This is a genomic window from Salinisphaera japonica YTM-1 (assembly GCF_003788585.1).
Taxonomy (GTDB): Bacteria; Pseudomonadota; Gammaproteobacteria; order Nevskiales; family Salinisphaeraceae; genus Salinisphaera; species Salinisphaera japonica.
Genome location: NZ_AYKG01000012.1, coordinates 94,612 through 106,956, shown reverse-complemented (window position 1 = coordinate 106,956; position 12,345 = coordinate 94,612). Strand labels below are relative to the sequence as shown.

The 12,345-nt window shown below is 64.2% G+C and carries 10 protein-coding genes; 8 read left to right on the top strand and 2 right to left on the bottom strand.

Annotated elements, in window-relative coordinates; all coding sequences use genetic code 11:
• Positions 1–2 precede the first annotated feature (2 nt).
• From SAJA_RS05170 to SAJA_RS05135, 8 genes are all read left to right on the top strand, one after another.
• Positions 3–995: a lysylphosphatidylglycerol synthase domain-containing protein gene (locus SAJA_RS05170; protein WP_123657601.1), complete on the top strand. Its 993-nt coding sequence runs from the start codon at positions 3–5 to the stop codon at positions 993–995.
• A 32-nt stretch (positions 996–1,027) separates the two neighbouring features.
• On the top strand, positions 1,028–1,789 hold the full coding sequence (locus SAJA_RS05165) for a phosphocholine cytidylyltransferase family protein (RefSeq protein ID WP_123657600.1): 762 nt from the start codon (positions 1,028–1,030) through the stop codon (positions 1,787–1,789).
• Positions 1,790–1,817: 28 nt separating this feature from the next.
• Positions 1,818–3,452: a phosphoenolpyruvate mutase gene (aepX, locus tag SAJA_RS05160; protein WP_221180134.1), complete on the top strand. Its 1,635-nt coding sequence runs from the start codon at positions 1,818–1,820 to the stop codon at positions 3,450–3,452.
• Positions 3,449–4,612, top strand: a complete 1,164-nt coding sequence (aepY, locus tag SAJA_RS05155; protein WP_123657598.1) for a phosphonopyruvate decarboxylase — start codon at positions 3,449–3,451, stop codon at positions 4,610–4,612. The genes aepX and aepY overlap by 4 nt, the downstream gene beginning before the upstream one ends.
• Positions 4,613–4,617: 5 nt before the next feature.
• Positions 4,618–5,682, top strand: a complete 1,065-nt coding sequence (locus tag SAJA_RS05150) for a 2-aminoethylphosphonate aminotransferase (RefSeq protein WP_123657675.1) — start codon at positions 4,618–4,620, stop codon at positions 5,680–5,682.
• A gap of 124 nt (positions 5,683–5,806) precedes the next feature.
• The gene (gene hpnH / locus SAJA_RS05145) at positions 5,807–6,955 is read left to right on the top strand and encodes an adenosyl-hopene transferase HpnH (RefSeq protein ID WP_123657597.1); all 1,149 of its coding nucleotides are present in this window, start codon (positions 5,807–5,809) and stop codon (positions 6,953–6,955) included.
• A gap of 86 nt (positions 6,956–7,041) precedes the next feature.
• Positions 7,042–8,175 (top strand): glycosyltransferase, encoded by a 1,134-nt coding sequence (locus SAJA_RS05140; protein WP_123657596.1) that lies wholly within the window; start codon positions 7,042–7,044, stop codon positions 8,173–8,175.
• A gap of 134 nt (positions 8,176–8,309) precedes the next feature.
• Positions 8,310–9,056, top strand: a complete 747-nt coding sequence (locus tag SAJA_RS05135; RefSeq protein WP_184999756.1) for an ABC transporter substrate-binding protein — start codon at positions 8,310–8,312, stop codon at positions 9,054–9,056.
• 395 nt (positions 9,057–9,451) lie between these two features.
• Here SAJA_RS05135 and idi read toward each other — a convergent pair whose 3' ends face one another.
• Positions 9,452–10,042, bottom strand: a complete 591-nt coding sequence (gene idi / locus SAJA_RS05130; protein ID WP_123657594.1) for an isopentenyl-diphosphate Delta-isomerase — start codon at positions 10,040–10,042, stop codon at positions 9,452–9,454.
• 8 nt (positions 10,043–10,050) lie between these two features.
• Positions 10,051–12,336, bottom strand: coding sequence for a hydroxymethylglutaryl-CoA reductase, degradative (locus tag SAJA_RS05125; protein ID WP_123657593.1), 2,286 nt, complete (start codon positions 12,334–12,336; stop codon positions 10,051–10,053).
• Positions 12,337–12,345: the final 9 nt, after the last annotated feature.

Genomic DNA, 12,345 nt, shown 5'->3' with positions numbered 1-12,345 from the left:
ATATGAAACGCACCGCCGTCTTGATGCTGGTCATCGGCATCGCCCTGTTCACTGCGGTGCTTGCCTGGCAGGGCTTTGGCGCTGTGGCGCGTGCCATGTCGGCGGTTGGCTGGCTGGGGCTGGCAGCGGTCACGGCTTGGCATATCGTGCCGTTGGTGATTGATTCCCATGCCTGGCGGCTCCTGTTCCAGAAACCGCGCCCGCCGGTATGGCGCATCATCTGGGCGCGATGGATCGGCGAATCGGTCAACGGCCTGTTGCCGGTCGCCCAGATCGGCGGCGATATCGCCAAGGCACGGTTGTTGATCAAGCGACAACTGCCGGCGGCGCAAACCGGGGCCACGGTCGTGGTCGACACCACGCTGGCGGCCATCGGCCAGATGCTGTTCGCCATCGCCGGGCTGTTGATGCTGGTCGCACTCATGGCCCGGCCCGACCTGGCCTGGGCGATCGGCATCGGTATCGCTGTAATGCTGGGCCTGCTGGCGCTGTTTTATCGGTTGCAACGGGGCGGGTTGTTCGTGCTGCTTGCCCGGGCGCTCAAAAAGATCGCCGGCGGGCGTCACACCTTTGATTTCGTGGGCGGGGCGGGCGCACTGGATACCGCCATCGGGCGGATTTACGGCGCGCCCGGCGTGGTGTTGCGCGGTCTGGCCTGGCGTCTGGTGGGCTGGTTCGTCGGTATCGGTGAGGTCTGGTTGGCCCTGTATTTTCTCGGCGAGCCGGTCGGGCTTGATGATGCCTTGATGCTCGAAGCGCTCGGCCAGGCCATTCGCGGTGCCGCATTCGCCATTCCCGGCGCGCTGGGGGTGCAAGAGGGCGGATTCGCACTGCTCGCTCCCCTGGTGGGGCTGTCGATGGAGACCGGCGTGGCGATCTCGTTGGTCAAGCGCGTGCGCGAGCTGGCCTTCGGCGTGCCCGGCCTCATCGCCTGGCAGGTGGCTGAAGGCCGCAGCGTCTCGGGCCGGGCACGCAGCGCGCGCCCGGCCATATAACCATTCATCCGAATCATCATCAGGAGTGCAGCATGCACGCAGTATTGTTGGCGGCCGGGGTCGGTCGTCGCCTGGAAGAGATCACCGGCGGTGGGCCGAAATGCCTGTTGCCGTTTGGCGAAATGAGCCTGCTGGAACGTCATATCCGTTTGCTGAACACGGCCGGCGTGCATCGTCTGACCGTGGTGGTGGGCAACGAGGCCATGCAGATCGAACAGGCGCTGTCGTCGATGGTCCACGAGATCGCCCCGGAAATGACGGTGGATACGCGTCATAACCCGGCCTTTAGAGAAGGCAGCACGGCCTCGGTACTGGCAGCACGCGATGTGCTCGAGGCCGATGACGACGTGCTGCTCATGGACGCCGACGTGCTCTATGACGCGCGCCTCATGGCTGTTTTCACGGGCGAGGGCGCAGCCGATCGCGTGGCTATCGATACGCGGGTCGGCGCCGACGACGCCGAGGCCGTAAAAGTGGCCCTGGCCGATGCCCGAATCGTTGCCTTCGACAAGACCCTGGCTGCCGATTTGACCTATGACCGCGTGGGCGAGTCCGTGGGCTTCTTCCGGCTGTCACCGGCCAGCGCCGACGGGCTGCTGCTGGCCTGCGAAACGGCGCATGCCGCGGATTCCCACGCGCCGCACGAGCAGGCGTTGCAGACGTTGATGACCGCGGGCGATGGAGTCTTCCAGGCGATCGATATCGCCGGCACGCCGTGGATCGAGGTCGATTATCCGGCCGACGTCGACCGAGCCATGGACGACATCCTGCCCACGCTTGAAGCAATCTCATGACCGGTGACCACCGATGACGACAACGCGCATGCCCAAGCGACCCTCAAAAGCCCGTGCCCTGCGTCAGCTGCTGGACAGTGGCCAGCTCGAATTCATCATGGAAGCCCATAACGGTTTGTCGGCGCGGATCGTCGAGGAGGCCGGATTTGCCGGTATCTGGGCGTCGGGCCTGGCGCTGTCGGCGGCTTTTGGTGTGCGCGATTCCAACGAGGCGAGCTGGACCCAGGTGCTGGAAGCCGTGGAGTTCATGGCCGATGCCACCGAGGTGCCGATTCTGCTGGACGGCGATACCGGCTATGGCAACTTCAACAACCTGCGCCGGCTGGTCACCAAGCTCGAGTCTCGCGGCGTGGCCGGGGTATGCATCGAGGACAAGCTGTTTCCCAAGACCAACAGTTTCATCGACGGCGAGCGCCAGCCTCTGGCCGATGTCGATGAGTTCTGCGGCAAGATCCGGGCCGGCAAGGATGCCCAGGCGGATCCCGATTTCTGCATCGTGGCCCGGGTGGAAGCGTTGATCGCCGGCTGGTCGGTCGAGGAGGCACTGGATCGGGCCAAGGCCTATCAGGCGGCCGGGGCCGATGCGGTCCTGATCCACGACAAGGCACGCAGCTTCGACAATATCCAGCGCTTTGCGGCGGCCTGGGACGGCTCCTGTCCGCTCGTCATCGTGCCCACGAAGTATTACTCCACCCCGACCGATGTCTTTCGCAAGGCCGGTATCAGCCTGGTCATCTGGGCCAATCACACCGTGCGCTCGGCGGTCACGGCCATGCAGCGCACCGTGCGCGAGATTCGCGAGACCGAAACGCTGACCGGCGTGGAGGATCGGATCGCCCCGGTATCCGAGATCTTTCGACTGCAGGGGGATCCCGAACTGCGCGAAGCCGAGAAGCGCTACGGCGGCGATGCCGGTGCCGCCACCCATGCACTCGTGCTGGCGGCCGCACGCGGCGAGGGGCTGGAATCGGTGACCGAAGGCCGGCCCAAGGCCATGCTGGAAGTCGCCGGCAAGCCGCTCTTGAGGCATCTGGTCGATGTCTTCAAGCAGCACGGGCTGCATGACATCACGGCCGTGGCCGGCTACCGGGCGGAAACGATCGATGTGGCCGGCGTGAAGATCGTGGAGAACCCGGCTTATGAAACCACCGGCGAGCTGGCCTCCCTGAACTGTGCCCGCGACCATTTCGGCGATGACAATCTGATCATCTACGGCGATCTGTTGTTCCGGCGCCACGTACTCACGGATTTACTGGAAACCGATCACGAGATCACCGTGGTGGTCGATTCCCAGCCGCGGGATACCCGCGCCCCGGCGCGTGATCCGGCCTGGTGCAGCGCAGCCGATGATCGCTCGTTGTTCGCGCAAAGCGTGACCCTCGAACACGTCGGGGCCACCGATGCGCCGGCGCGCCCGCCGGAGGGGCGCTGGATCGGCATCATGCGCAGCCGCGGCATCGGCCGGGCCTGGATTGCCGAGGCACTCGAGACACTACGCGGCCAGGGCCGGTTCGAAACCGCCGGCGTGCCCGATCTACTCAATACCTTGCTGGCCGCCGGACGACGTGTGAACGTCATTTACATCACCGGCCACTGGCTGGACGTCAACGATCTGGACGATCTGCGTGCGGCCCAGGCCTTTGCCTACGGAGACCACCGATGATCCAAGCCCGTGATTTCATCGACGCCGCCGCGGCCTACGGCTACGGCCACTATGCCGGCGTGCCGTGCTCGTTTCTGACACCGTTCATCAATACCGTGATCGATGCCGACGAGCTGTCTTATATCTCGGCGGCCAATGAGGGCGATGCCGTGGCCATCGCCGCCGGCCAGGCGCTGGCGGGCAAGCGCGCGGTGGCCATGATGCAGAATTCGGGGCTGGGCAACGCGGTCAGCCCGTTGACCTCGTTGAACTGGGTCTTTCGCCTGCCGATCCTGCTCATCGTCACCTGGCGCGGTGCGCCGGAGGTCGCCGACGAGCCCCAGCATGAACTGATGGGCCAGATCACCACCGACATGCTGACAACGATGGAGATCCCCTGGGAATTCTTTCCCGATGAGGCAGAGGCTATCGAACCGGCGCTTGCTCGTGCCGAGGCGCATATGCAGGCCACGGGCCGCCCGTACTGTCTGATCATGAAAAAAGACACCGTGGCGCCGGCCGCGCTGTGTGAGACCGGCTCACCCAGCCAGAGCCGCGGCGCGATCACTTATCGGCCGGCGCCGCGCCGTCGTCCCGATCTGCCGGCTTTGACGCGAGACGATGCCCTGGGCCATCTCGTGGCGCGCACCGACGAGACTGACACGGTCGTCATTGCCTCGACCGGCTATGCCGGGCGCGCGCTTTATGGCCTGGCCGATCGGGCCAATCATCTTTACATGGTCGGCTCGATGGGCTGCGCGCCGGCCCTGGGCCTGGGGCTGGCGCTGGCCCGGCCGGATCTGAAGATCATCGTCATCGACGGCGACGGGGCGGCACTCATGCGTCTGGGGGCCATGGCCACGCTGGCTGCCTACGGGCCGACCAACCTGGCGCATCTGCTGCTGGATAACGGCATGCACGAGTCCACCGGCGGCCAGGCCACGGTCTCTGACGGGCTGTCGTTCGGCGCCATCGCAGCCGCCTGTGGTTATCGCACGGTTCATGAAGGCCACGATCGGACGATCATCGATCAGATGCTGGCCGGCAGCTCGCAGGGCCCGGCGTTCGCGCATCTGCATATCGAGCCGGGTATCGCCGCCGCCGGCCTGCCGCGGCCCGCGGCCTCGCCGGTCGAGATCAAGGACCGACTGATGGCCCATATCGGCGCGGTATCGCCATGAACGGCCTGCGATTGCTCAATCCCGGCCCGGTGACGCTGACCCCGCGCGTGCGAGACGCGCTTGCCGGGCCCGATCTGTGTCATCGCGAACCCGAGTTCTTCGACATGCAGGACCGGATTCGCGCCCGCCTGCTGGCGGTCTATGACAACGACGGCGCCACCTGGGCGCCGGTATTGATCAGCGGCTCGGGCACGTCGGCGGTGGAAGCGATGATCGCCTCGTTGCCCGGGCCCAATGACAAGCTGCTGGTGATCGAAAACGGCGTCTACGGCGAGCGCATGACGCGCATGGCCGAGGTTCACGGCATCGCGCACGTGGCGTGGCATCTGGCCTGGGGCCAGGCGATCGATGATCGACAGCTGGCCAAGATGATTCAGGCGCACGCGCCCACGCACGTGGCCGTGGTGCATCACGAAACCACCACCGGGCGTTTGAACGATATCGCCGCGATTGCCGCAGTCTGCGAGACGCGCGGCGTGGCCTTGTTGGTCGATGCGGTCTCAAGCTTCGGCGCCGAGGCGATCGCGTTCGCCCCGGCCGTGAGCGCTGTAGCCGCCACGGCCAATAAATGCCTGCACGGCGCGCCGGGGGCGGCATTCGTCATCGTGCGCCATAGCGCGCTGGCCGACGCCACCACCCGGGCGCTGTATCTGGATCTGGCCGGATACGCGGCCAAGCAGGCCGAGCGCGGCACGCCGTTCACGCCGGGTATTCCGGCGTTCTATGGGCTGGATGCTGCCCTCGCCGAACACGCCGAGGCCGGCGGCTGGCCGGTACGCCGCACCCATTACCGCGCCCTGGCCGATCAGGTGGGTGATGGCCTGGCTGCACGCGGCATCACCGAAATCGTGGCCCGCGAAGCCGTTTCCTGTGTGCTGCGCAGCTATAGGCTACCGTCGGGGGTGTCCTACGCGCGGCTGCACGATCACTTGAAACAGGCGGGGTTCGTGATCTATGCCGGGCAGGGCGCGCTGGCCGACGATATCTTTCGTATTTCGACCATGGGCGATCTGGACACGCGCGACATGGCTGAACTGCTTGCCGCCTTCGACGAGATCATAGCGCCGTGATATGCAACAATACGGTTTGATTGTCCGTCTGTATGTATAATGCAGCCGCAGCACGACGGCTGATCGATATGTGCCGTAACCCCTGCGTCGTCTTTAATGCGCCGGGTGCAAACAAGAGGTTCAAATGTCCGTACCGCTGATTCAACAGTACCGTGTGGCCAGCTATCTGATGAAACAGAAGCTCGCCCGCGTCGAACGCTATCCGCTGGTGCTGATGCTGGAGCCGTTGTTCCAGTGCAATCTGGCCTGTGCCGGCTGCGGCAAGATCGATCACCCCAAGGACATTCTGAAACAACGCATGAGCGTTGAGGATGCTCTGAACGCGGTGGACGAATGCGATGCGCCGATGGTGTCTATTCCCGGCGGCGAGCCGCTGATCCACAAGGGCATGCCCGAGATCATCAAGGGCATCGTGGCGCGCAAGAAGTTTGTCTATCTGTGCACCAACGCCCTGCTCATGAAGAAGAAGATGGACGACTACGAGCCGTCGCCCTACTTCACGTGGTCGGTGCATCTGGACGGTCTGAAAGAGCGTCACGATGAATCCGTCTGTCAGGAAGGCGTGTTCGAAAAAGCCGTCGAGGCCATCGAAATGGCCCGCGACCGCGGCTTCCGCGTGACCATCAACTGCACGCTGTTCGACGGCGAAGTGCCGGAAGAGGTCGCCGACTTCTTCGACTACGTCACCGATCTGGGCGTGGAAGGCATCATGGTCTCGCCGGGCTACTCCTACGAGCATGCCCCGCGTCAGGACGTGTTCCTGGGCCGCTCGAAGGCCAAGAACCTGTTCCGTGACATCTTTGCCAAGGGCCGCGAGCGCGGCTCGGACTGGAAGCTCAACCACAGCTCGCTGTTTTTGAACTTCCTGGCCGGCAACGAAACCTACCAGTGCACGCCCTGGTCGAACGTGACCTACAACGTCTTTGGCTGGCAGAAGCCGTGCTATCTGCTCGTCGACGAAGGTTACGAGAAGACCTACAAGGGCTTGATGGAAAACACGCAGTGGGAAAACTACGGCGTGGGCCGCAACCCGAAATGCGACAACTGCATGGCGCACTGTGGCTACGAAGGCACGGCCGTCGAAGACACCTTCAAGCACCCGCTGAAGGCGCTCAAGGTCATGATGAAAGGCCCGGATCTGACCGGCGACTTCGCCGAAGAGCTGCCGATTCTCTACGGCGATCGTGCCCAGGCCACGGCCACGCGTATCCCGATTTCCTCGATCGGGCGGCGTAGCGCCAGCGACGCGGGCAAGGAAAAAGAAATCAGCTAGGCGATCACGCAGTCGCTGCCTGAAACAAAGGCCGTCGGGGGACCGGCGGCCTTTTTCATGGGCGGCGGGCCAACCCGAAAAACACGATGTTCGACTCGATCCTTTTGTGGCTGGCCGTGGCTTCGCTGGTCATCTGGCTGGGCGTTGTTCTACAGCCCTGGCTGCCGTGGCTCATGCGTGAGCGCTTTGCCGCCGAGCCGCGCGACGCCGAAGGCGCCGATTTATCGGATACCACGGTGATCGTGCCCGCCCGCAACGAGGCCGAGTCCATTCACGAGACGCTGGCGGCGCTGCGGGCGCAAGGCCAGGGGCTGTCGGTGATCCTCGTCGACGATAACTCCACCGACGGCACGGCGGATATCGCACGCGCCAGCGGGCTCGAGCGTCTACACGTGCTGACCGGCGCGCCGCTGGCCGACGGCTGGACCGGCAAGCTCTGGGCGCTGGAACAGGCCCGCCAGCACGTCACCACGCCGCGCGTGGTGTTGCTGGACGCCGATATCAAGATCGCCCCCGGCACCATCGCCGGTTTGAAGCACAAGGCGATCGCCGAAGATCGGGCGCTGGTCTCGCTCATGGCGCATTTGCGCATGGCCAGCCTGGCCGAGAAGCTGCTCATCCCGGCCTTCATCTATTTCTTCAAACTGTTGTATCCGTTTGCCCTGTCCAACGCCGGCTCACGCTGGATCGCGGCCTCGGCGGGCGGCTGTGTGCTCATCGAGCGGGCCACGCTATCGCGTATCGGCGGCTTTGGTGCACTTCATGATGCGATCATCGACGACTGCACGCTAGCACGCTGTGTCAGAAACGCCGGCGGGCGAACCTGGGTTGGCGTGACGCGCTCGGCGATCAGCCTGCGCGGCTACGATGACATCTCGGGCATTCACGGGATGGTCGCGCGCTCGGCTTATAGCCAGCTGCGCTATTCGCGGTGGTTGCTGGGGATCTGCACCGTGGCCATGATCGTGATGTTCTGGGTGCCGCCGGTCGCGCTCTTGGTCGGCGGGCCGGTGACCGATGCGTTGGGCGCGCTGGCGTGGATTCTCATGGCGATCAGTTATCTGCCCACGCTGTTGTTCTATCGCCAGGCCGGGGCTTGGGCGCTGGCCATGCCGATCATCGGCACGGTCTATCTGGTCATGACCTGGTCATCGGCAGCCCGCTACTGGCGCGGCCTGCGCAGCGCGTGGCGCGGGCGGGATTATCAGCGCGACCCGTGAGTGGCGGGGTGTTCAGCAGGCAGACACGTTGTACGCGATGTAATTCGCTTGTTGATGCCGGCCAGAACCCCATATACAGGGCTCGAACAATCCAAGGCCTTATGGGTCGCCGGGAACCAAGCCAAGGAAATCTTATGAAGTCAGCGACACGTCTGCTCAAGGGCCTGATCGGCCTCACCGTGTTGTGTGCCAGCATCAGTGTCTGGACTGCGGCGGCGGCGGCCCCGGCCAAAAGCGTGGTTCAGAACCTGGACGACACGCTGATCGCCACGATGAAACAGGCCGACAGCCTGGGGTTCGACGGGCGCTACAAGAAACTGGCCCCGGTGATTGATGATGCCTTCGACCTGGACCGCATCGCGCGCCTGGCGCTGGGCAGCGCCTGGAGCAAACTCAACGCCGAGCAGCGCACCCAGTATCAGGCCATGTTCCGCAAGGACACGATCGCGACGTATGCCTCGCGCTTCAAGAGTTTTTCCGGCCAGTCGTTCGAGATCAAGAGCACGGGCGATGCTCCCGGCGGGCGTGCCCAGGTCAATACCGTCATCCATGCCGACGGCAAAACCATCCCGATCAATTACGTACTGGACCATAGCAGCGGGGAGTGGAAGATCGTCAACGTCGTGGCCAAGGGCGTAAGCGACCTGGCCCTCAAACGCGGCCAGTACACCAGCTCGATCCGTGAAAACGGCCCCGAGGGGTTTTTGGATCAGTATCAGAAACAGCTGGCCAAGTATCCGTCGATCCCCAACGTCGCCGTGGCCGAAAGCTCGGACACCAGCACCCGCCCGTCAGCCGCACTCGAGGCCAAGGGCGGTAGCGGCGAAGCGCCGGCCAGCGATAGCGTGCTGGACAAGACCGACGAGGCTGACGAGAGCTGATTTTTAGCGTTCGTAAATGGACGCGAACACACGCGGATAATAAAGAAGTAGACAATCCGCAGATGGACGCCGATTGATGCAGATGAAGATGATGCGGGGCATTGGAAGCCGAGTTGCCTCGTCGCTCGGATGAAAGACACGCCCTAAAATATGTCATCTTCAGTCGGTATTTATCGGCTGTCATCTGCGGACAAATGCCTGTATTAATTCGCGCGTATTCGCGTTCATTTGCGGACGGAATAACCGCTGGTTCGTGCCGGAACACGAGCGTTTTCCCCTCGACTTCTCCGGCTTTTCATCGGCGGCCATCGGTGATCACCGGCGGATTGTCTTGTTCACGCGCGGGCCAACAAAAAAGCCGGCATGTAGCCGGCTTGATTCGTTTGGACGATGCGTCAGCCCGCCCGGGGTGGGGCAGTGACTTCGTCCCAGTGGGCGTCGCGAATACGTGGCCATTCCATCTTCAGCCACGGGGTATAGCGCTCCGGGTCAGTGGCGAGGGCGTCGTCCAGCGTTTCGGGCGCCATGAAGGCGAAATCCGCGATCTCGGTCGGGTTGCCGGTGACGGCCATGTCTGACCGGGCAAAGAACACGGCGCACATCTCGTGCTCGGCGCCGATCTCGCCGAACTGGGCGTGATACTCGAACGTATAGAGATAATGCACGTCGGCCACGACACCGATCTCTTCCTCCAGGCGTCGCCGGGCGGCATCAGCCACGGTTTCGCCGCGGCGCGGATGGCTGCATACGCTGTTGGACCAGAACCCGCCCCAGAGCTGCTTGCCGGCCGCGCGTTGCTGCATGAGCACGTGGCCATCGCTGTTGAACAGGAAGATAGAGAACGCGCGGTGCAGTACGCCTTCGCCCTCATGGGCCCGGGCTTTTTCCATATGGCCGATGACGTTGTCGTCGGCGTCGACCAGGATGAGCGGCTCGTCGTCGAAAGACACGATGCGGGCCTGGCCGCTGGCGCTTGATTCGTTCATGGCATGACTCATGAGCGGATTTCCGTAATGAAGCTATTGTAGCCGGCTGCGCGCATGGCAGCAGCCACGCCCTCGACGCGATCGCTTTCGGCCACCGCGATCATCGCGCCGCCGCCGCCGCCGCCGGTGAGCTTGGCGCCCAGCGCGCCGTTGGAGCGGGCGATCTCGACCAGTTCCTCGATCTCCCAGGAGGAGACTTGCAGGGCGTTGAGCAGGCCGTGATCGATATTCATCAAGTCCCCCAGCTCGGCGATATCGCCGCGGGCCAGGGCATCCACGCCGGCCAGCGCCAGGCCATCAATCTGGTCGAAGATGGCTTCGTAGCGGGCCGGGTTCTTCTGCCAGGCCGCGCGCACGTTGCCCACGGTCTGGGCGGTCAATGTCGCCACGCCGGACAGGCCGATGACCACGGGGATCGGGCGCGATGTGGCCAGATCACGAATCTCGGCGCGGGCCTGGGGGTTGTCCTTGCGGAACAGAATCGGCCGGCCGAAGGTGGCCAGCGTGTTGTCGATGCCGCTGGGGGTGCCGTGGGCGATCTTTTCGACGTCGTAGGCCAGGTTCGAAATCTCGCGATCGGACATCTCGATTGAAAACGCACGCGCCATGGCCCGAATCACGGCCACGGCCAGGGCAGCCGATGCCCCCAGGCCGTTGGCGCGCGGCACCCGTGGGAACACATCGATACGCATGCCGCGATCGGCCACACCCAGGCGCTCGGCAATCAACGTGATCGATTCGTGCAACGAGCTGATCTTGCCCTCGGGCTCGGAAAAGCGCATTTCCACGCCCCAGCGCGGAATCAACAGATCGATATCCTGATCCTGTGGCCGAACCTCGGCGCGTACGTTCAGCGGTATCGGGGCGGCAATGGCATGCCGGCCATAGACCACGGAATGCTCACCCAGCACGATGATCTTGCCGTAGCCGAAATCACCCGTGGCGTCGCCGTGGCCCACGATATCGGTCTTGGGCTGTGTCTGGGCCGCCTTGTCGCTTGACGGGTGCTCACCGTCCAGCTCGGCGATGATCTCGCGGGCTTTCCAGACCTTGATATCACCGCCGGCCACCAGCCGGTCGACCACATCGTCGAAATTGGCCTCGGTGGCCCCCGCGGCCATGGCCACACTGCGCGCGTGCAGGGTCATGTGCCCGCGCTGAATGCCGTCGGTCGACAGCGCCTTGATGGCCGCGAAGTTCTGAGCCAGGCCCACGGCACAGATCACCTCGGCCAGCTCGGCCGCCGAGGCGATGTTCAATACGCGATGGGCGATCTTGACCGCCTGGTTGGACTCGACCTGGCCGCCGACCGTGCCCACCTTGAGCGGCATTTCCAGCTCGCCCACGAGATTGCCCTCGGCGTCGGCAAACCAGCGGGTCAACGAGCGATACCGCCCGGTGCGCGCGGCATAGGCATGGGCAGCGGCCTCGATGGCCCGCCAATCGTTGCCGGTGGCGATCGCCACGGCATCGATGCCGTTCATGATGCCCTTGTTATGGGTCGTGGCCCGATAAGGATCCATCTCGGCGAATTCGTTGGCCAGGATGATCGAGTCGCGTACTTCGGTACCCGCGCGATCGCCCGTAGCCAGGGACTCGGGCGCGATCACGGCCCGCGCGCGTACCAGCGCCCGGTCGGTCAGGTTCGACAGAATCCGCAGGAACACTTCGCCGCCGGTGATCTTTTCCACCAGGGGGGCTGCGCCCTCACACATGGTGTTGACGAGATTCGCGCCCATGGCGTCACGCGTATCGACCACCAGATGCACCACCAGCATTTCGCCGTGGTTGGCCGTGGCCCCGTGGGTGACGACCTCGACGTCATGCGCGCCGCCGCCGCGGGCGACCATGTTCGGGTGCAGGCTGTTGGCCAGATTGAGGATCTCTTCCTTGGCATGCAGCACGGCCTGCTTGGCATGGGCGGCGTGCGGAACGTTGACCACCTGAATCTGGCCGATGAGCATCGGCCGTTCGGCCACCGACGAAAACCCGCCCGAGCGCCGGATCAGCTTGGCCGCCGACGACACGGCGGCGATGATCGAGGGCTCTTCGACGACCATGGGGATCAGATAATCCCGCTCGTTGATCTGAAAATTGAGCCCCAGGCCCATCGGCAGGCCAAAGGCGCCGATGACGTTCTCGATCAGCCGGTCGGCGGTATCAGCATCCAGTAGATGGGTGCCGTCCATCAGCGCATCGTATTCGATCTCGCTGATGACCTCGCGCTCGAGCAGGGCACGCAGCCGATCGGCCACCGAGAACTTGTAGAACTGCGGGATGCGGGAATGGCTCATGCCGGTGAA

What these genes read in the sequence shown, in the direction of transcription:
- SAJA_RS05170 (WP_123657601.1), top strand. Translation starts at nt 3, where the DNA reads ATGAAACGCACCGCCGTCTTGATGCTGGTCATCGGCATCGCCCTGTTC.
- SAJA_RS05165 (WP_123657600.1), top strand. Translation starts at nt 1,028, where the DNA reads ATGCACGCAGTATTGTTGGCGGCCGGGGTCGGTCGTCGCCTGGAAGAG.
- aepX (WP_221180134.1), top strand. Translation starts at nt 1,818, where the DNA reads ATGCCCAAGCGACCCTCAAAAGCCCGTGCCCTGCGTCAGCTGCTGGAC.
- aepY (WP_123657598.1), top strand. Translation starts at nt 3,449, where the DNA reads ATGATCCAAGCCCGTGATTTCATCGACGCCGCCGCGGCCTACGGCTAC.
- hpnH (WP_123657597.1), top strand. Translation starts at nt 5,807, where the DNA reads ATGTCCGTACCGCTGATTCAACAGTACCGTGTGGCCAGCTATCTGATG.
- SAJA_RS05140 (WP_123657596.1), top strand. Translation starts at nt 7,042, where the DNA reads ATGTTCGACTCGATCCTTTTGTGGCTGGCCGTGGCTTCGCTGGTCATC.
- SAJA_RS05135 (WP_184999756.1), top strand. Translation starts at nt 8,310, where the DNA reads ATGAAGTCAGCGACACGTCTGCTCAAGGGCCTGATCGGCCTCACCGTG.
- idi (WP_123657594.1), bottom strand. Translation starts at nt 10,042, where the DNA reads ATGAACGAATCAAGCGCCAGCGGCCAGGCCCGCATCGTGTCTTTCGAC.
- SAJA_RS05125 (WP_123657593.1), bottom strand. Translation starts at nt 12,336, where the DNA reads ATGAGCCATTCCCGCATCCCGCAGTTCTACAAGTTCTCGGTGGCCGAT.